Consider the following 18,334-nt stretch of genomic DNA (forward strand, 5'->3'; position numbering starts at 1 on the left):
GGGCGGGCGGCGCGGCGGGATGCGGGTCAGGGCTTGATCGAGACCACGAACGGCCAGCTCCCCGATGCCGTGGTCGACTTCGGGTCGGTGGGCGCGGCGAAGACCACGAGGTTCACCGTCCCCTGCACGTTCGGGAGCAGGTAGCGGTAGTGGGTGTCGCTGATCGTCTCGGTGATCCGCTGGTTGTTGACCGAGAGGAAGTAGCCGCGATCGGCCACCGAGGTCGGGACGTCGATGTTGAGGCTGCCCCCGGGGCGGGCGTCCAGGTGGGGCGGGGAGACCGTCTGCTGGATGAGGGCACCGTCCCGCAGGTACTGCGCCGCGTTCGTCTTCACGAAGTCGCCGCCGGACTCCATCGTCACCAGCGGTGTCGGACGGTCGCAGCCGGCGACCCCGAGACCGACCGCGACGATGGCGGCGGTGATCGCGGCGAGCCGTGGGAACGGCCGGCGACGGGACCGCGTTGACGTACGCACGCTCGGAGGCTATCGCCGCCGCCGTCGCGGCGTCCCGAGCCGAGGCGTCCGCGAGTGGCGTGGGGCCGACGTCGTGAGCGGTGTCACGTCCCGCCGGCAGATTCGGCTGGGCCCTGCCGTTGGTCGGGTCGGTGTCGTTGGTCAGGCCGGCGAGGTCAGGCGCGCCGCCGACGCCCCAGGCCTCGGCGCTGCCGCGGCGCGTCCGGCCGGGTGGGGTCCTCCAGCGTGGGCGGGATGGGCGCCGGCGGCGCCTCCCGCCAGGGGTCGACGGGCGGCGCCGGTGTGGACACCGTTGCCGTCGGGCCTGGGTATGCCGTCGGCCCTGGGTATGCCGTCGGGTCCGGGTACTCCGGGTATGTCGTCGGCCCTGGGTATGCCGTCGGGTCCGGGAGTGGGGCCTGCGGCTGGGCGCCCGGGGGATACGCCGCGGCGCCGGCGGGGTACGCCGGCCCGGGCGGCCCCACGCGGGGCTGGCCGGCGGGAGTTGGGACGGCGCCGGCGGGTGCACCCGCCGGGACCGCGCCGCCCGGCGGCGGGAGATCGGCGCCCCGCAGCCGGTCGCGGGCCGCCAGGCGCGAGCGGCGCAGCGCGCCGGCCTGGACGAACAGCGTCGCGCAGACGACCGCGGCGGCCACCGCGAAGCCGACTGTCCCGGGCATCTCGATGAGCCCGAGGGCGCCACCGGCGACCCAGGTGAGCTGGAGCGCGGTCTCGGAGCGGGCGAACGCGGAGTTGCGTGTCGCCTCCGGGATGTCGCGCTGGACGACGGCGTCGAGCGCCAGCTTGCCCATCGAGCCGGCCATGGTGGCCAGCAGCGCCGCGACGAGCGAGGTGAACCTGGTGTAGGTGATGGCGGCGCCGAGACAACCGCCGGCCGCCAGGACCAGGGCGAGCATGAGGATGCCCTCCGGGCGTCGTCGGCCGAGTCGGCCGCCGATGAACACGCCGAGCCCGCTGCCGACGCCCGCGGCCACGGCCAGGCCGCCCAGCCACAGGTTGTTGCCGCCGTTGGTCCGCAGCAGGAAGGCGAGATAGAAGGTGAGAAAGCCGACGAGGCCGCGCAGGACCGCGGTGGCGCGCAGGGCCACCGGCAGCGCGCCGAGGAACGCCCGCAGCCGCGCCCCGAGCCCGCGCCGGCCGTCGGGCGCGACCGGGGCGCGCAGCGGCAGCTCGCCGGCCGCCGAGTCGACGTGCCTGGGGAGGTTGAAGGCCAGCAGGACGCCGGCCATGTAGACGATCGCGCAGAGCCGCAGCACCCACGGATAGCCGACGAACGGGATGTGCGCGATGCCCAGCCCGACCGGCGCCACGATGGCGCCGGCGACGATGTTGACCAGCGAGATCCGTGAGTTGACCTTGACGAGGGTGAGCTCGGCCGGGGCGACCCGGGGGATGACCGCGCTGCGCGCCACGCCGAAGCCGCGGGAGAGCACGAGCAGGCCGAGGGCGAGCGGATAGACGGCCAGCCCGTGCAGCGCCCCGGCAAGTTGCCAGGCCAGCAGGCCTCGGCCCAGGCAGATGGCGGCGAGCGCCGTGCGCCGGCCGTAGGCGACCCGGTCGAGCAGCGGCCCGATGACCNGTGCCAGCAGGGCGAATGGCACCATGGTGATGAGCAGGTAGAGGGCGACCTTCGATCGGGCCTCCCCCGAGGGCACCGAGAAGAACAGCGACCCGGCCAGTGCGACCGTGACCAGCGCGTCGCCCGCGGCGTTGACGAAGGACAGTTCGGTGAGGGCGGACAGTCCGGTCCGGTCGGCACCGTCCCCGCGCACGCTCGATCGCAGCCTTCGCAGGTTGTTCGAGACCGTGCTGCCCAGGTTCACCATGCCAAGTGTCCTCGTCCCTGGCCTGCGCTCCTACGACCACGTCGGGCGGTGNGAGTGTCCGTGGGTGAGAATACGTTGCGTGGATGCTCCCGAGGTCCGTTCCGCCACGACCGAGCCGCCGGATCCATCCGCTACCCTCGGTGCGGATTCGGTGCCGGACGCTGCGCAGACGGCCGGCGCGGAAATCATGGCGGGTGCAACGGCCCAGGGCAGCGCGGAGGTCCCAGACGTGACAACGGTGACAACGGCTCCGGCGACGGACCTTGACGCGCCGACCCCGCGGACTCGCCCCCGGGCGTCGTCCGCCACCACCGCGGCGCCGCCGCCCGACGTGAGCCTCGCCACCGAGGCGGTCGCCGACCCGGCGGTGCCGGCCGCGCGGCCCCGGGCGGTCCGCGCGTCGCGGGAGCCGGCGGTGGACGCGGTGTGCGCGGCCGCCGTGGACCTGGCCCGCGCGGCCGCGGTCGAGCAGGCGGGCGGCGAGGGCGAGGTCGGCGAGCACCTTGGCATCGAGGCCGAGGGCGACCGGATCGTCCTGCACCGCTTCGCCTGCACCTCGCCCGCCTACCCGGGCTGGGCCTGGACGGTCGTCGTCACCCGCGCCTCGCGGGTACGCAAGGTCACGGTCGACGACGTGGTGCTGATGCCGGGCGAGGGCGCGCTGCTCGCCCCGGCGTGGGTGCCGTGGTCGCAGCGGCTGCGGCCGGGCGATGTCGGGGTCGGCGACCTGCTGCCCACGGCGATCGACGATCCCCGGCTCGCGCTGCGCGTGGAGGACGTCGAGGAGCTCATCGACGTCGACGACTACTTCGAGCTCGGCCTGGGCCGGTCCCGGGTGCTGTCCGTCACCGGTCNGGAGGAGGCCGTCGAGCGCTGGTACGCCGGTGACGCCGGGCCGGACGCCTCGATCGCCAAGGTCGCCCCGGCCTCGTGCCTGACCTGCGGTTTCCACGTCCGCCTCGCGGGCGCGCTCGGCCGTATGTTCGGCGCCTGCGCCAACGAGCTGGCCCCCGACGACGGCCGGGTCACCGCCATCGATCACGGCTGCGGGGCGCACTCCGAGGCGCTGGTGGCGCCGTCTGCGCACCCGGAACCGATCGTCTTCGACGAGGACCCCTCCGACCTGGAGCCGACGGACGTCGAGCTGATCAGCGTCGCCGCCCACAGCCCCGGCTCGGTGGCGGATGCCGAGCCGGGGGAGCAGGCCGCGGACGCCGCCGGCCCCGAACCCTACGGCCACTCCTGACCGCAGGCCCGGTTCCGTTCCGGCCCTGGGCGGTGCGGCCGGACCCTAGGCGGTGCGGCCGAACAGGGCGGGCAGGGTGCCCTCGTGGGCGTCACGCAGCTCGTCGAGGCCGACGCGCAACACGTCCTGCACGTCGAGCGCGTCGCCGTCGACCACGCCGATACGCCGCCAGGGCAGGCCGCGGACCGTGCACATGTCCGTGAAGCGCAGCTCCTCCGAGCGCGGCACGGCGACGACGGCGCGCCCGGCCGACTCGCTGAACAGCTCGACGAACGGGTCGGCTCCGGCGCCCAGCACGATCCGCGCGCCGTGCCCGCCGCGCAGGCACGACTCGACGAGGGCCTGCGCGAGTCCCCCCTCGGACAGGTCGTGGGCGGCGGTGAGCATGCCGTCGCGGGAACCGGCGACGAGGACCTCCCCGAGCAGCTTCTCCCGGGCGAGGTCGACCGCCGGCGGCGCTCCGCCGAGGTGTCGGTGCGTCACCCAGGCCCACTCGGAGCCGCCGAACTCGTCGGCGGTCTCGCCGAGCAGGATCAGCGCGTCGCCCTCGTCGGTGAAGCCGATCGGGGTGCGCCGGGCGACGTCGTCGAACAGGCCCAGTACTCCGATCACCGGGGTCGGGTGGATCGGGGCGGAGCCCGTCTGGTTGTAGAACGACACGTTGCCGCCGGTGACCGGCAGGCCCAGTTGCCGGCAGCCCTCGGCGAGGCCCGCGCACGCCTGCGCGAACTGCCACATCACCTCGGGATCCTCCGGGGAGCCGAAGTTCAGGCAGTTCGTCACGGCGATCGGCACCGACCCGGCGGCGCTGACGTTGCGGCATGCCTCGGCGAGGGCGAGCTGCGCGCCGGTGAACGGGTCGAGCCGGGCGTAGCGCCCGTTGCCGTCGGTGGCCAGNGCGATGCCGAGCCCGGTCGACTCGGACAGCCGCAGCACGCCGGCGTCCTCCGGCTGGGCGAGAACCGTGGCGGCCTGCACGTACCGGTCGTACTGGTCGGTCACCCAGGCCCGGGAGCACAGGTTGGGGGAGGCGATCATCCGCAGCAGGGTCTCCCGGAGCTGCGCCGGCGTGGTCGGCCGGGCGAGCCGGGCCGCCGTCGGACCGTCCGCCCGGACCCGGTCGAGGTCGGCGGGGCGGCGCAGGGGGCGCTCGTAGACGGGGCCGTCGTCGGCGAGCGAGCCGGGTGGCACGTCGACGACGACCTCGCCGTGCCAGCGCACGATCAGCCGCCCGGTGTCGGTGACCGTGCCGATCCTGGTCGCCAGCACCCCCCAGCGTTCGGCGAGGGCGAGGACCTCGGGCAGCGCCTCGGGGGTGACGATCGCGAGCATCCGCTCCTGGGACTCGCTGGCCAGCACCTCGTGCGCCGCCATCGACGGCTCGCGCAGGGGCACCAGGTCCAGATCGACGTCCATGCCGCCGGGCTGGCCGGTGGCGAGCCCCGCCGCCGTCGTCTCCGTCAGCGCGCAGGTCAGCCCGGCGCCGCCGAGGTCCTGGATGCCGGTGACGAGCCCGCGGTCGAACAGCTCCAGGCAGGACTCGATCAGGATCTTCTCCGTGAACGGGTCGCCGACCTGCACGGACGGCCGCCGGGCCGGGCCGCCGCCCGCGTCGAAGGTCGCCGACGCCAGCACGGACACGCCGCCGATCCCGTCCCGGCCGGTCTTCGCTCCCAGCAGGACCACGGCGTTGCCGACCCCGGTGGCCGCCGAGGTCTGCACCCGGCCGACCGGCATCACCCCGACGCAGAGCGCGTTGACCAGCGGGTTGCCGGCGTAGGTCGGGTCGAACACGACCTCGCCGCCGATGTTGGGCAGGCCGAGGCAGTTGCCGTAGCCACCGATGCCGGCGACCACCCCGGGCAGCGTCCGTGCCGTGTCGGGCGCGTCGGCGTCGCCGAAGCGCAGGGGGTCGAGGACCGCGATCGGCCGGGCCCCCATGGTCAGGATGTCGCGGACGATGCCCCCGACGCCGGTCGCCGCCCCCTGGTAGGGCTCCACGAAGCTGGGATGGTTGTGTGACTCGATCTTGAAGGTGACGGCCAGGCCCTCGCCGACGTCGACGACGCCGGCGTTCTCCCCCATGCCGACGAGCAGCCGGTCGGTGGACGGGGTGTCCCGGAACTGCCGCAGATGCACCTTGGAGGACTTGTAGGAGCAGTGTTCGCTCCACATCACCGAGTACATCGCCAGCTCGGCGTCGCTGGGGCGGCGGCCGAGGGTCGCCACGATCCGTACGTACTCGTCGTCGGTGAGTCCCAGCTCGCGGTACGGCTGCTCGGCGGTGTCCGTGGCACCGGACGTCGCGCTGCCTGTGGTCTCGGAGGTGGCCGCCGGGGCGGTCGGGTTGCCGGTCACCCCCCCATCCTCGCGGATCGGGCCAGCTCGCGGCCCCCGTGCCCGGACACCGGCCCCGCGGGCCCGGCGTGGCATGGGCCACTGCCATGCCGAGCCCGCGTCGTGGCTAGCTGAGCAGACCCTTGCCCTTGAGGTACTCCTTGGCGACATCGGCGGGCTTCTCCCGCTGCGCGTCGACCTTCTTGTTCAGGTCGGCCAGGTCGGCGGTGGTGAGCACCGGTGCCAGCTTGTTCAGCGCCGCCGAGATCTGCGGCGTCAGCGACTTCGTGTTGACGATCGGCACGAGGTTGTCCGCGTTCTGGAGCTTCTTGTCGTCCGTGAGCACCACGAGGTCGTAGTCGGTGACGGTCGCGTCGGTGGTGAGGACCAGGCCGAGCTGGGCCGTGCCGTCCTTGACCGCGGCCTTCGTCTGCGGGGTGTCGACGCCGGTCTTGACGATCTGGCTGATCTTGATGCCGTNGGTCTTCTCCAGGCCGGGCTGGCAGAACGGCCGGGTCTCGCACTCGGGGCCTGCGGCGATCTTCACCGTCTGACCGCTGGCGCCCAGGTCGGACAGCGTCCTGAGGTTGTGCTGGGCGGCGAAGGACTTGCTGACGGCGAAGGCGTTCTGGTCGACCGCGTCGGCCGGGTCGAGCACCGTCAGGCCGAGGCCGGTGGCGAGCGGGCGCAGCGCGGCCAGCGACTTCTGCAGGTCCGGCGAGGAGACCGAGGCCGCGTCCGGGCCATGGACCTTGGAATTGAGCAGGTCGGCGTAGGTCGCGACGTACTGCGGCATCGCGTCGACCGTGCCCTTCTCCAGCGACGACTGCGCGAGCTCGGTCTGCTGCACCGAGGTCCGGTCGACCTTGTAGCCGGCCTTTTCCAGGACCGCCGCGTACATCTCCGCGAGGATCTTGCTTTCGGTGAACCCGGCGTCGGCGACCGTGAGCGAGCCCCCGGCCGAGGCCGACACGCTGGCCCCGGCGGCGCCGCTGCTGCTGCCACCGTCCGAGTCGGAGCCGCAGGCCGCGGCTGTCAGGGCGACGGCGAGCAGCACGGCCAGACCCGCGAACACGCGGCGTGGGCGCCCGGCGGGCCGGCGGACCGCCATGGCACGGTGATGCAGCCAGTCCCGCGGAGCGTCCCGGCGCCGCGGAGCGGTTGGTGCTGTTGCGTCAGTCACGTTCGAGGACCCCACCGTTCATCTTCGGCTCGTTCTCCCTGATCGTCGGGCGCGTGCCACGGCGGCCCCCGGCTGTCCCACACCATCGCACTCGGGTCCGACAACTTCCGGACGTCCGGGACACGCTCCTCCGCGCCAGGGCGGTNCCGCAATCGAAAAAGGCACAAGTAACAGCGCCAAGGTAGACAAACGGTCACGCAGCTGATTCGAGCCCTCCGGGCTCGCCCCGATTTTGATCATGCGTCCGGCATGCGCTCGCTGCCCTCGAGCCAGACTTACCTTGTCGCCGGTCATGCTAACTATCATGCTAACTAACGTGACCGTCGGTGATGGGAATGGATCGGACGAGTTTGTTGCCGATCGACTTCCGGCACTCCGGACGACGGTGGACGGACGCCTGCCTGCGGGTGCGTCGCACCCCACCGCCGATGCTCTCGACGCCCACGACGAGCTTGCCTGGATCTACGGCCGGCTACACAGGCCGGACCTGCCCGAACTGTTCCCGTGGGCCTGAGGCCGTAACCTCGGGGTTTTCACTTTCGGCACGCGCCCCCGGTTGGTATCAGCCGGCTCGCTACTCATCCCTTACGATCGGGGCCGTGTCCGGCCGCGAGCTTTCTCGACGGTTCTACGATCAGGTGGTCGGTCCGATGGTGGCGGGCGTGCCCCACGCGGCCGCGCTGCTCGGCGAGGGCTCCGAGGTGCTCGGCTTCGACGACGAGGTCTCCACCGATCACGATTTCGGTCCTCGCCTCCAGTTGTTCGTCGCTCCGGGCGTCGACACTGCTCCGATCGACGCCGCCCTGAAGAACCTGCCGGAGTATTTCGACGGTCTCCCCGTCGCGTATTCCGACACCGACCGCCACGATGCCCGGCCACATCATCAGGTCGAGGTGACCACCGTGTCGGCGTTCTTCGTCAGCCGTCTCGGAGCCGACCCCGCCGAGGGGATGGAGCTGACGGACTGGCTGCTGGCCCCCACCCAGATCCTCGCCAGCCTCGTCGACGGTGTCGTCCTNCATGACCCGTTCGGCCTGCTCACCGCCCGACGCCGGGCACTGAACTGGTATCCCGACGACATCTGGCGCTACGTCCTCGCTGCCGGCTGGCTCCGCGTCAGCCAGGAAGAGCCGTTCATCGGCCGGACGGGCGGGCGCGGCGACGATCTTGGTTTCCGGATACTCACCGCCAGGGTGGCCCGCGACCTCGTCCGGATCGGATTCCTCACCGAACGCCGCTGGGCCCCGTACAACAAGTGGCTGACGACCGCGTTCGCCCGCCTCGCTCTCGCCGACCAGGCCGGTCCACACCTACGCCGGGCGCTCGGCGCGACAGGATGGCGGGACCGCGAGGCGGCCCTGTGCGCCGCGGCCGGCCGCCTCGCCGCCGCCACGAACGGTCTCGGCCTGGCGGAACCCGTCGACCCGACGCCGCGCCGCTTCCACACCCGGGACATCCAGGTCCTCGCCGCCGAACGCCTCACCCGCGCCCTGACCGACGCGATCACCGACCCGCTGATACGAGCCCTCCTCGCCCGACTCGGACACCAACCCGACGGAACCGTCGGCCACCTTTTCGGCGCCATCGACCAGGCTTGCGACAACGTCGACATCCTCACCGCACTGGACCGCCGCCGCGACTACGCCTCGCTTCTCGGCCTCCAGCCATAGACGAGCTGGGCCGGGTCCGTGNGCGGCTGTGCCAGCGGGCATGCCCGGAGCCAGGCTGAGCCGCGAGACGGGATCCGCGCGGGGTGCGGGGGGCGCGGTTCCGCGGAACACCATGATCGCCAAGGCCAAGGCCAAGGCCAAGGCTGAGGTCGAGGTTCGGGCGCGGTATGCGGAAGTTCTCTCGGCAATGACGGATGACCGGGAGGAGATCATTATCACCCGTGCCGGCCACGAGCCGGTGGTGATCGTGGTACCACTACGGAGACCACCTCACTCGCAAGCAGACTGCTGGCATTGCAGGTAAAATGCAGGCATGGCCGCGATCACGATCCGCGACGTCTCGGATCCGACTCTTGAAGCGCTGAAGCTCAAGGCCGCGCAGACGNGCCGCAGCCTGCAGGCCTACCTGCTCGACCTGGTCACCAGGGATGCCCGTACGCCGAGCCTGGCGGACATGGCGGCTCGTCTCGACCGTGAAACGCACGTCGATCTCGCCACCTCGGACATCCTTGCCGCGATCGACGAGGGCCGGGAACGGGGGTGAGTGGTCCGGAGGCCGTGATCGACTGCTCGGCGCTGATCCGGACGCTGGCCGATCACGGCGCGACCGGGCAGGCGGTGCGTCGCCGGCTCGCCGGCCTCTCGTCGCTCGCCGCGCCCGGACTGCTCGACTACGAGGTGATCTCGGCATTGTTCGGGATGGTCCGCGGCCGGAAGCTTACCGATCGGGATGCGGAGAAGGCGATCGGCGATTACCAACTCCTGCCGCTGGTGCGGCACGAGACGCTGATCCTGTGGGCGCGCGTCCGCGACCTGCACCACAACCTCAGCGCCTACGACGCCCAGTACGTCGCCCTCGCCGAGACCCTGGGACTGCCATTGATCACCAGTGACGCGCGCATTGAACGCAGCGGTGCCGCCAGGTGTCCCGTCGAGGTTTTTGCGTGAATCGCGAAAGCGCCTACCGGAGCGTCTGAACGTTTCTGCGCGGAGGCGCCCTGTCAGCTCCAATCAGCGGGCTCTGGGGGCTCTGGGGGCTCGGGGGGCTCGGGCGGTCGACACCGCGCGGGACAGGACGAGCAGCAGGCCGTCGACGAGGAGCGCGAGTGCGGCCACGAGGATCGCGCCGCCGACCACCTCGGGGCGGCGGTTGTTGGCCAGGCCGTCGACGACGAACCGGCCGAGCCCGCCGCCGCCGATCAGCGCCGCGATGGTCGCCGTCGCCACCACCTGCACCGCGGCCAGTCGCAGGCCGAGCATGATCATCGGTAGGGCCAGCGGGAGCTCCACCCGGCGCAGGAGCTGGCCGCCGGACATGCCCATGCCCCGGGCGGCCTCCTTCGCCCCCGCGTCGACCTCCTGCATCCCCACGTAGCTGTTGGTGACCAGCGGGGCGATCGCGAAGAGGGTGAGCGCGACGACGGTGGTCGTGTCGCCGATGCCGAGCGGGCCGATCGCCAGGAGCACGAGGACGGCGAACGTCGNCACCGCCCGTCCGATGTTGGAGACGTTGATGGCCAGGGTGCCGCCCCGGCCGAGGTGCCCCAGACCGATCCCGACCGGCAGCGCGACCGCGCACGCGATGCCCACCGAGGCGCCGGTGAGCAGCAGGTGCTCGCCGAGGCGGTGGGCGATGCCCTCGTCGCCGCGCCAGCTCGCGCCGGTGGTGAGCCAGTCGAACGCGCTGCTCAGGGTGCTCATGCGGCGGTTCCTTGCGGAGGCAGTGGGCTCGCGGCCGGCGGGCTCGCGGCGGGAGAGCCGGCGGACGGCGGGCCGACCGCCCGGCCCGCGCGGGTCCGGCGGCCGCGACGCCAGGGTGTCAGCAGCCACTGCAGGGCGACGAGCAGCAGGTCGGCGACGATGGCGAGCGCCACGCACAGCACCGAGGCGGTCAGCACCTCCGACTTGAACGAGCTGGTCAGGCCGTCGTAGATGAGATCGCCCAGGCCGCCGTGGCCGATCGTCGCGNCGACGGTGACCAGCGCGATCGTCGAGACCGTCGCGACCCGGATCGCGGCCATGATCGCGGGCAGCGCGAGCGGGATCTCCACGGTGACCAGCAGCCGCAACGGGCCGTAGCCCATGCCCCGGGCGGCATCGCGCACGTCCGCCGGCACGGAGTCGAGCCCGGCTAGCAGCCCGCGGAAGAGGATGACCAGCGTGTACGCCACCAGCCCGATCCGCACCGTGGTCGTGGACAGGCCGGTGACGGGCAGCAGCAGCGCGAAGAACGCCAGCGACGGCACCGTGTACAGGATGTTCGCCAGCCCGCTGATCCAGGCGACGGCGAACCGCCAGCGCCGGGCGAGCAGGACCAGCGGCACCGCGATCACCAGGCCGATCGCGACCGCGCTCAGCGTGAGGCTGACGTGCTCGCGCAGTGCCGCCTGCAGCTCGTCCGAGCGGGTCTCGACGTAATCTCCGCAGATCCAGGCGTTTCGTTCGAGACAGCTCCCGGACGCGACGATGGCCACCGAAGCACCGTAACCGGTACGGAGGACGCGACGCCCATGACCGTGGACCCGACGACCTCGGTGGAACCGACGACCTCGGCGGACCCGATGATCTCGTTGCGCGGGGTGGGCAAGCGCTACCCGGACGGCACGGTCGCGGTCGCGGACCTGTCCTTCGACGTGCCGGCCGGCGAGCTGCTGTGCCTGGTGGGCCCGTCCGGCTGCGGCAAGACCACGACGATGAAGATGATCAACCGGCTGGTGGAGCCGACGTCCGGGCGCATCCTGGTGGCCGGCGAGGACGTGGCCCGCACCGACCCGGTTCGGCTGCGTCGACGCATCGGCTACGTCATCCAGCAGATCGGTCTGTTCCCGCACCTGACGGTGCGCGCGAACGTCGGCACCGTGCCGCGGCTGCTGGGCTGGGACCGCGCCCGCATCCGCGCCCGGGTGGACGCGATGCTCGACCTCGTCGGCCTTGACCCGGCGACGGTGGGGAAGCGCTACCCGCACGAGCTGTCCGGCGGGCAGCAGCAGCGGGTCGGCGTCGCGAGGGCGCTGGCCGCCGATCCGCCGGTGCTGCTCCTGGACGAGCCCTTCTCCGCGATCGACCCGATCGCGCGGGACCGGCTGCAGGCGGAGTTCCTGCGGTTGCAGCGGGAGATTCGCAAGACCGTGGTGTTCGTCACTCACGACCTGGACGAGGCGATCCGGCTCGGTGACCGGATCGCGGTGTTCCGCCAGGGCGGCCAGCTGGAGCAGATCGACCCACCGGCCCGCATCCTCGGCCGCCCGGCCACCGACTTCGTCGCCGGCTTCACCGGTTCCGACCGGGCGCTGCGGCGGCTGTCCGTGACCACGCTGCGCCGGGAGGATCTCGAAGCGCCCCGACCCGGCCAGGTCGAGGCCGCGGGCGCCGGGCCGGCTGGCGGTGCCGGGCCGGCTGGCGGTGCCGGGCAGCGGGTGAGCATCGAGGTGGGGGCGTCCTTGCGGGAGGCGCTGTCCGCGCTGCTCGCGCAGGACAGCGGCGTGCTCGACGTCCACGCCCACGGCGAGCTGGCAGGCGTGCTCACGCCGGCGGCCCTGCATGCGGCGCTGCGCCGGTCGGTGGCGCGGGACGACGAGCCCGACACCGAGTCCGACACCGAGCCCGAGGAGCCCGCTGGGCCGGCCGGGTCGGTGCGGTCGGCGCCGGCCGCCCCCGGTTGCGGGCAGGTGTGACCGGCGGGCTGGTCAGGCGCGGGCGAGCAGGCCGGTCAGCACCGAGGTGAACATGCGCAGCCCGTCCAGGCCCGAGCCGGTCAGCTCGTCGACGGCGTGTTCCGGGTGGGGCATGAGGCCCATGACCGTGCGTTCGGCGTTGCAGACCCCGGCGATGTCGTCGGCCGAGCCGTTGGGGTTGCCGCCGACGTAGCGCAGGACGATCCGGTCCTGCGCGGCCAGCTCGGCGAGCACCCCGGGGCTCGCCACGAAGCGGCCGTCGCCATGCTTGACGGGGATGGTGATTTCCTCGCCGGCCTGGTAGTCGCGCGTCCACGCCGTGGCCGCGGTCTCGACCCGCAGCCGCTGGTCGCGGCAGACGAAGTGCAGCCCGGCGTTGCGGGTCAGCGCGCCCGGCAGCAGGCCGGCCTCGCACAGCACCTGGAAGCCGTTGCAGATGCCCAGCGTGGGCAGGCCGTCGGCGGCCGCGGCGACGAGGGCCGCGACCATCGGAGAGAACCGGGCGATCGCACCGGCACGCAGGTAGTCCCCGTAGGAGAAGCCGCCGGGCAGGATGACGGCGTCGACCCCGGCGAGGTCGTCGTCGCCGTGCCAGAGGGCGACCGGCTCGGCGCCGGCGGCCCGCACGGCGAGGGCCGCGTCCCGGTCGTCGAGCGACCCCGGGAAGGTGACGACCCCGATCCTGGCCGTCGTCCTGGCCGTCGTCCTGGTCGTGTCGGTCCCCACCGCATCCATCCCGGCACCCACCCAGCTTCCGCTCGCCCGTCCGCTCCCGTCAGCGTAACCGCTCCCCTCGCGAAGGAAGGGCGGTCGATCGGCCTCGGAGTCCGGGTGTGGTCGTGGGCGGACCGGGGTCAGACGGGCTCGTCGGCGGCCTTCGGCGGGCGGGCGGTGCCCCANGGTCCGGTCGTCCTGCGCGCCCGGCTCAACTGCGCACCCGGGGCGCTCTCCTCCCAGACCAGCGCCTTCTCCAGGTGCACGCGGGTACCCCGATGCGGGCCCTCGACCCGGTGGAACTGGACACGGTCCATGAGCGCCCGCATCAGGAAGATCCCCCGCCCCTGCTCCGGGACGTTCTCCGGCGCCGTGCCGTCCGGGGTCGGGCGCGTCGCCCGCTCCGGATCGAACACGCTCTCGAAGGTGGCGTCCAGGCCGCCGCCGCGGTCGCTCACCTCGATGACGGCCACCTCGTTGTCGACGCCGACCGATACCTCGTACTCGTCCTCAGCCTGGNCATGAAGAAGAACATTCGCACATGCCTCCGTCAACGCAAGCTCAACATCGTCAATGCATTCCTGGGATACCCCGAGAACCTTCAGAGACTGTGTGCAGATTCGTCTGACCACGGGTATGGAGATCTCATCGCGGGGCAACGACAGGCTTAGTTTGATCTCCATGTCGGCAGGTGTACCCCCCTCGGGCAACGTCAATCGAGCCTGCTAGACGAACATTTTCGGAAGTGCGTCACACCGTTGCGGATCATCGGAGTCGCTCGGCGATCGCCCGGCCCAACCCGGTGCCCGAGAGCCAGGCATTCTCGATCTTCGGTCGGCCCCATCCATCGCCCGCAAGACCGATTCCATTGTCGGACAGGTGGAACGGTTGCTCGTGCGGGCGCTCCGGCCGGGCGAACGTCCACCGCTGCACATACACCCACCGGGGCTGCTCCGGGATGGCGAGCAGCCGCCGCAGCGACTCGATGAGCGCGGGTCCGGCCGCGGCCGGCTCGGTCAGGTGCGGTCGGGCGAACCGGGCCGTCGAGTGCGCCACCAGAACGGGCGCGTTGTCGCCGCGGCGGCGACCGTCGTCGGCGATCCACTCGATCGTGTCGTCGTCGTGGACGAAGGCGCCGTCCACCGGCGTCCAGCAGCGGTGCGACCAGCCCGCGAGCAGCGCCAGCGCGGGTGACCAGGACCGGTCGGCGACCAGCGCGCGCTCCTCGGTGAAGGCCTCGTCGAGGTGGCGCAGCGCCTGCGGGTCGGGCATGGCCAGCACCACCGCGTCCACCGGCTCACCGTCGACGATCGGGCCCGGGGTGATCCGGGCGATCGGGGCGGACTGCGCCACGCTGATTCCGGCGCGGGACGCGAGGTCCGCGACCAGCGACCGCAGCCCGCGAGGCGCGGCGTAGCGCAGCGGCCCCGGTTCGGCCGCGGTCAGCGTCGCGTTCGGCCCGCTGATCACCGACATCCGCCGGGTCCACGGGCGCGCTGTTCCCCGGGCCGTCCAGTCATCCACGACCTCGGCGAACTCGGGTGAGGTGACGGTGAAGTAGGANGCGCCGGAGTCCACGATCCGCCCGTCAATCCACCGAGAGGCCATCCGGCCGCCGATCACCCGGCCCCGGTCCCGGACCTCCACCGTGATTCCCCGGGCTTGCAGCACACTGGCACAGGCGATTCCCGTAATTCCTCCGCCGGCGACGACGACCTTTGTCACCAACCCCCCCATTGTCTCGACATCGATGCCGGCCGGCTCGCGGGTAAACCCCCATTTCTCCGTCCTGGGCCGTCGCTTTCGTGGGATCGCGGGCCCGGCCGGGCGGCCGCAGGCGAGCCAAGCACAGTGATCATCTCCGCGCACCCGCCGGGATCGACCCGGCAGTCAGGCACCATCATCGTGCCTGTCATCTCCGACGCCCGGGTACGGCCGGTGCCGGCTTGACGGGACAACACCCAGGACAGGCGGGGGTTCTCCCGGAATGCGCGGGCGGGGTGCCGCCGCAGCGCCCGGCGTTCCCGTCCAGCGCCGCCCATGGCCTAGCCTTACCCCGAATCCAGCCGTACCCAGTCCATGTCCACGACCGTGCGTGACGGTCATGACCTTAGGAGCCCGTGATCGCACGTCGACCCGCACCCCAGCGTCCGGGCACCCGCCCCTCCCGCGTCGCGGCCGGTTCGACCGCCGCCCGCCGCCGTTCAGCCGAGCCGGGACCCGACGGCCCGATCGGCGCGATCGGCGTCGTCGGGCCGCGGGAGCCCTGCCCCTGCGGCTCCGGGCGTCGCTACAAGGCGTGCCATGGCGAGCGGAGCCGGCCGGCGCCGGTGCTGCGGCCCTTCCTCGGCCGCCGGGACGAGCCCGACCTGGTCGCGTTGCGGGAGCTGGTGCCGAGCGCGACCGCCCCGGTGATCCTCGCGGCCGACCATCTCGCCAAGCATCCCGAGCACGCCGACCGGCGCATCACGCTCTGCACGATGCTGCCGCAGGCGGCGCCGGCGCTGGTCCGGGAGGACGGGGAGATCCTCGTCGCCATGCAGACCGCGCTGCCCGGGCTGGACGCGTCCCGGGACATCGCCGGGGCGCTGCTCGCCGCCCTCGACGCCGAGCCGNGCAACGTGGTGGACGCACCGGCGGCCTCGTCGCCGCGCCTGGTCGAGCAGCGGCCGGACGGGCTGGCCGGGCTGCCCCGGCTCACCGACCTGCTCGACCCCGCCCCCCTGGAGATCACCGTCCACCCCGGCTTCGGGTGGTGGCTGCCGCCGTCGGACGACGACAGCGGGCCCAATCAGGAGGTGGCGGCGATGCTGGAGCGCGCCAACGCCACCGTGGTGCCCACGGTGCGGCTGTCCGCCGTGTCCGCCGCCTACTGGTGCCACCCAAGCGACCGGTGGCATCTGCGCTGGGCGCTGCCCCTGGCCGCGCCGGCCGGAGCCGCCACGGATCCGGCTGCCACGGATCCGACCGCGGCGGATCGGGCTGCCACGGACTCAGCCGACGTCGGCGACGCCGCCCGTTCGGAGGAGGCGTTGCTCGACGCCCTGGCCCGGCTGGCCGCGGCCGAGCGGCTCACCGTCGGTCCGGGAACCCGGTTCGTCGGCTTCTTCCGGGCTGACGGCCTCGTCATCCCGGTCTGGGATCTCGCCGCGGACACCGCGGCCGAGCGTTGCGAGGAGCCGGCTGCCGCGCTGGGGCTCGCCTACCGGGAGGCGCTCGCGGACCCGACCCCGCTCACCGCGCANGAGCGCCGGGTCCGGGCCGGTCTCGTCGGCCGCAGCCTCACCCTGCGCTGACGCGGTCGGTGGTCCGACAGGAGGGGATTGCGGTGGGCACGAGCGAAAGGCCGGACGACACGTTCGACGTCATCGTCGTCGGGGCGGGCCCCGCCGGGGGCAGCGCGGCGCGGGCGGCGGCGGCCGCCGGGGCCCGCGTCTGCGTCCTCGAACGGTCCTCGATGCCGCGGTACAAGACCTGCGGCGGCGGACTGGTCGGCCTGTCGACCGATCACGTCGGCATCGACCTGGCCGGCCTGGTCCGTGCCACGGTCAGCTCGCTGACGATGACCCTGGACGGTCGGTACACGGTCAGCCGCGGCCAGCGGAACGCGCGGCCCTGGCTGTCCATGGTGATGCGGACCGACCTGGACGCCGCGCTGCTGGCCGCGGCCGAGGCGGCGGGCGCGATAGTGCGGACCGGCGTGCAGGTGCTGGGCCTGCGCGAGGAGGCCGAGCCGGTCGCCTGGCTGGCGGGCGCCGCGGTGCCCGTGGTCGACGATGGCTGGGTGAGCGTCCGGGTGCGCGGCGGCGCCGACCTGCGGGCCCGGGTCGTCATCNGGGCGGATGGCGCCTCGGGGCGCTGCGGCACCCACGTCGGAGTCCGGTGCGATCAGATCGACGTCGGCCTGGAGGGTGAGTTCGTCGTGGACGCCGCGCTCGCCGAGCGGTGGGCCGGTCGAATGCTGCTCGACTGGGGTCCGGTGCCCGGCTCCTACGGCTGGCTGTTCCCCAAGGGACGGGTGCTGACGGTGGGGGTGATCGGCGACCGGGCCAGGGGCNCCGCCCTGCGCGACTACTACGAGCGGTTCGTCGAGCGGCTCGGGCTCGCGGGCGCCCCGCGCCAGCACGATTCCGGGCATCTCACCCGGGTCCGGGCCGTCGACTCCCCGCTGCGCCGCGGCCGGGTCCTCGTCGCCGGAGACGCCGCCGGCCTGCTCGACCCGTGGACCCGGGAGGGCATCTCGTTCGCGCTGCGCTCGGGCCGGCTCGCCGGGGAGGCGGCGGCGGGGGCGGTCGGCGCCCCTGGCGCCACCGGGCCCGCCGGCTCGGCCGCCCTGGACGCCTACCCGGCCCGCGTCGAGGCGGTTCTGGGTCCGGAGATGGCGGCGGGCCGCGAGGTGCTCGGCGCGTTCACCCGGCGGCCGGGGGTGATGCACGCGCTCATGGCGGGCCCGGGCACCTTCGGACTGTTCACCCGGCTCATCGAGGGCCGCACGACGGTCGCCCGCCAGTTGCGGCGCCCCGGCGTTCGGACGGCGGTGGCGGCGCTGGGCCGCTGAGCCGGCCGCCGCCGGCTCAGCGGGGGCGGCTGCCGCGCTCCTCGCCGAAGCGTTCGGCCACGGCGCCCGCGATCTCCCGGTAGGCCGTCCGGGTCTCCCGCTTCAGGTCCGACAGCACGATCCGTCCGCCGTCGGCCAGGTGCGGGTCGAAGGGGACCCGCACCACCCGGCGGGTCCGCGCCTCGAAGTGACGGGCGAGGGTGTCCACGTCGACGCGTTCGCCCTGCGCCGGAAACATCGAGATCACCGCGACCGCCTCGCGGACGTGCTCCGAATACCCGTGCGCGTCCAGCCAGTCCAGCGTGGCGCTCGCGCTGGAGCCGCCGTCCGCGGTCGCGCTGCTCACGATCACCAGCGTGTCGGCGAGCTCCAGCACCCCATGCATGGCGCTGTGCAGGATGCCTGTTCCGCAGTCCGTGAGCAGGATCGAGTAGTGCCGCTGGAGCAGATCATCCACGGCCCGGTAGTCGTCGGCGCCGAAGGTGTCGGACAGCTCCGGATCGTTGGCCGAGGCCAGCACCTCCAGCCGCGAGTCGGCCTGGGACAGGTACTTGCGGACGTCCACGTACCGGTGCAGGCGTGGGGCGTCCTCCAGCAGCTCCCGCACGGTGTGTGCGGAGGTACGCGGCACCTTCGAGCCGAGCGTGCCN

Annotated in this window: 16 protein-coding genes and 16 pseudogenes; 15 read left to right on the forward strand and 17 right to left on the reverse strand. The window is 73.1% G+C overall.

Going from position 1 to position 18,334, the window contains the following annotated elements:
- Positions 1-26: 26 nt before the first annotated feature.
- The 3 genes and pseudogenes from FF86_RS18335 to FF86_RS51680 all read right to left on the reverse strand — a co-directional run.
- Positions 27-476, reverse strand: a complete 450-nt coding sequence (locus FF86_RS18335; RefSeq protein WP_044886075.1) for a hypothetical protein — start codon at positions 474-476, stop codon at positions 27-29.
- 155 nt (positions 477-631) lie between these two features.
- Positions 632-2,054 (reverse strand): MFS transporter (locus tag FF86_RS18340; protein WP_242419008.1); only part of this gene is annotated, 1,423 nt, incomplete at its 5' end.
- Between the two features lies 1 nt (position 2,055).
- Positions 2,056-2,302, reverse strand: a pseudogene (locus tag FF86_RS51680) (MFS transporter); the annotation flags it as partial.
- 187 nt (positions 2,303-2,489) lie between these two features.
- Here FF86_RS51680 and FF86_RS51685 point away from each other — a divergent pair.
- Together FF86_RS51685 and FF86_RS51690 are read left to right on the forward strand one after the other, a co-directional pair.
- A partial coding sequence (locus FF86_RS51685) for a DUF3027 domain-containing protein (protein WP_396229936.1) occupies positions 2,490-3,156 on the forward strand: 667 nt, incomplete at its 3' end.
- A gap of 1 nt (position 3,157) precedes the next feature.
- A pseudogene (locus FF86_RS51690) lies at positions 3,158-3,548 on the forward strand (DUF3027 domain-containing protein); the annotation flags it as partial.
- A gap of 45 nt (positions 3,549-3,593) precedes the next feature.
- Here FF86_RS51690 and FF86_RS51695 read toward each other — a convergent pair.
- The 4 genes and pseudogenes from FF86_RS51695 to FF86_RS51710 all read right to left on the reverse strand — a co-directional run.
- Positions 3,594-4,445 (reverse strand): AIR synthase-related protein (locus tag FF86_RS51695; protein ID WP_242419010.1); only part of this gene is annotated, 852 nt, incomplete at its 5' end.
- Between the two features lies 1 nt (position 4,446).
- Positions 4,447-5,906: pseudogene (gene purL, locus FF86_RS51700) on the reverse strand (phosphoribosylformylglycinamidine synthase subunit PurL); the annotation flags it as partial.
- Between the two features lie 106 nt (positions 5,907-6,012).
- A partial coding sequence (locus FF86_RS51705) for a glycine betaine ABC transporter substrate-binding protein (RefSeq protein WP_304438157.1) occupies positions 6,013-6,365 on the reverse strand: 353 nt, incomplete at its 5' end.
- 1 nt (position 6,366) lies between these two features.
- Positions 6,367-6,996: pseudogene (locus FF86_RS51710) on the reverse strand (glycine betaine ABC transporter substrate-binding protein); the annotation flags it as partial.
- A 457-nt stretch (positions 6,997-7,453) separates the two neighbouring features.
- On the opposite strand from FF86_RS51710, the gene FF86_RS62700 reads away from it, so the two are divergent.
- From FF86_RS62700 to FF86_RS18370, 7 genes and pseudogenes are all read left to right on the forward strand, one after another.
- Complete coding sequence (locus FF86_RS62700; protein WP_255354218.1) at positions 7,454-7,582, forward strand: hypothetical protein; 129 nt, start codon at positions 7,454-7,456, stop codon at positions 7,580-7,582.
- Between the two features lie 436 nt (positions 7,583-8,018).
- Positions 8,019-8,086 (forward strand): hypothetical protein (locus FF86_RS62705; RefSeq protein ID WP_255355839.1); only part of this gene is annotated, 68 nt, incomplete at its 3' end.
- Between the two features lies 1 nt (position 8,087).
- A pseudogene (locus FF86_RS51715) lies at positions 8,088-8,738 on the forward strand (DUF4037 domain-containing protein); the annotation flags it as partial.
- Between the two features lie 112 nt (positions 8,739-8,850).
- Positions 8,851-8,988 (forward strand): annotated as a pseudogene (locus FF86_RS66925) (type II toxin-antitoxin system prevent-host-death family antitoxin); the annotation flags it as partial.
- Between the two features lie 63 nt (positions 8,989-9,051).
- Positions 9,052-9,123, forward strand: a 72-nt coding sequence (locus tag FF86_RS66930; protein ID WP_396229937.1) for a FitA-like ribbon-helix-helix domain-containing protein, incomplete at its 3' end; no start/stop codon positions are given.
- 1 nt (position 9,124) lies between these two features.
- Positions 9,125-9,282: pseudogene (locus tag FF86_RS66935) on the forward strand (antitoxin); the annotation flags it as partial.
- Positions 9,279-9,686 (forward strand): type II toxin-antitoxin system VapC family toxin, encoded by a 408-nt coding sequence (locus FF86_RS18370; protein ID WP_082121984.1) that lies wholly within the window; start codon positions 9,279-9,281, stop codon positions 9,684-9,686. The pseudogene FF86_RS66935 and the gene FF86_RS18370, both read left to right, overlap by 4 nt.
- Positions 9,687-9,749: 63 nt before the next feature.
- Here FF86_RS18370 and FF86_RS18375 read toward each other — a convergent pair.
- The 4 genes and pseudogenes from FF86_RS18375 to FF86_RS18380 all read right to left on the reverse strand — a co-directional run.
- The coding region (locus tag FF86_RS18375; RefSeq protein ID WP_242419011.1) for an ABC transporter permease at positions 9,750-10,222 on the reverse strand (473 nt) is incomplete at its 5' end.
- 1 nt (position 10,223) lies between these two features.
- Positions 10,224-10,439 (reverse strand): annotated as a pseudogene (locus tag FF86_RS51720) (ABC transporter permease); the annotation flags it as partial.
- A pseudogene (locus FF86_RS51725) lies at positions 10,436-10,706 on the reverse strand (hypothetical protein); the annotation flags it as partial. The pseudogenes FF86_RS51720 and FF86_RS51725, both read right to left, overlap by 4 nt.
- A 1-nt stretch (position 10,707) precedes the next feature.
- A pseudogene (locus FF86_RS18380) lies at positions 10,708-11,212 on the reverse strand (ABC transporter permease); the annotation flags it as partial.
- An 87-nt stretch (positions 11,213-11,299) separates the two neighbouring features.
- On the opposite strand from FF86_RS18380, the gene FF86_RS18385 reads away from it, so the two are divergent.
- A complete protein-coding gene (locus FF86_RS18385) occupies positions 11,300-12,412 on the forward strand; it encodes an ATP-binding cassette domain-containing protein (RefSeq protein WP_063870437.1) in 1,113 nt (370 codons plus the stop codon).
- Positions 12,413-12,424: 12 nt separating this feature from the next.
- Here the strand turns inward: FF86_RS18385 and purQ are convergent, their stop codons facing one another.
- The 5 genes and pseudogenes from purQ to FF86_RS51740 all read right to left on the reverse strand — a co-directional run.
- Positions 12,425-13,147: a phosphoribosylformylglycinamidine synthase subunit PurQ gene (purQ, locus tag FF86_RS18390; protein ID WP_044886083.1), complete on the reverse strand. Its 723-nt coding sequence runs from the start codon at positions 13,145-13,147 to the stop codon at positions 12,425-12,427.
- 165 nt (positions 13,148-13,312) lie between these two features.
- A pseudogene (locus tag FF86_RS51730) lies at positions 13,313-13,645 on the reverse strand (ATP-binding protein); the annotation flags it as partial.
- A 1-nt stretch (position 13,646) separates the two neighbouring features.
- Positions 13,647-13,809 (reverse strand): annotated as a pseudogene (locus FF86_RS51735) (ATP-binding protein); the annotation flags it as partial.
- Positions 13,810-13,891: 82 nt separating this feature from the next.
- The coding region (locus FF86_RS18400; protein ID WP_242419012.1) for an NAD(P)/FAD-dependent oxidoreductase at positions 13,892-14,689 on the reverse strand (798 nt) is incomplete at its 5' end.
- A gap of 1 nt (position 14,690) precedes the next feature.
- Positions 14,691-14,851, reverse strand: a pseudogene (locus tag FF86_RS51740) (NAD(P)-binding protein); the annotation flags it as partial.
- A gap of 395 nt (positions 14,852-15,246) precedes the next feature.
- On the opposite strand from FF86_RS51740, the gene FF86_RS51745 reads away from it, so the two are divergent.
- The 5 genes and pseudogenes from FF86_RS51745 to FF86_RS51765 form a co-directional block, all read left to right on the forward strand.
- Positions 15,247-15,741 (forward strand): DUF5926 family protein (locus tag FF86_RS51745; protein ID WP_242419013.1); only part of this gene is annotated, 495 nt, incomplete at its 3' end.
- Between the two features lies 1 nt (position 15,742).
- Positions 15,743-16,370: pseudogene (locus FF86_RS51750) on the forward strand (DUF5926 family protein); the annotation flags it as partial.
- Between the two features lie 84 nt (positions 16,371-16,454).
- The coding region (locus FF86_RS51755; protein WP_242419014.1) for an FAD-dependent monooxygenase at positions 16,455-16,961 on the forward strand (507 nt) is incomplete at its 3' end.
- A gap of 1 nt (position 16,962) precedes the next feature.
- Positions 16,963-17,183: pseudogene (locus FF86_RS51760) on the forward strand (geranylgeranyl reductase); the annotation flags it as partial.
- Position 17,184: 1 nt separating this feature from the next.
- Positions 17,185-17,684: pseudogene (locus FF86_RS51765) on the forward strand (geranylgeranyl reductase); the annotation flags it as partial.
- Positions 17,685-17,700: 16 nt separating this feature from the next.
- Here FF86_RS51765 and FF86_RS51770 read toward each other — a convergent pair.
- The coding region (locus FF86_RS51770; RefSeq protein ID WP_242419015.1) for a MinD/ParA family protein at positions 17,701-18,333 on the reverse strand (633 nt) is incomplete at its 5' end.
- Position 18,334 lies beyond the last annotated feature (1 nt).

It is taken from the genome of Frankia sp. CpI1-P (genome assembly GCF_001421075.1).
Lineage (GTDB): Bacteria > Actinomycetota > Actinomycetes > Frankiales > Frankiaceae > Frankia > Frankia torreyi.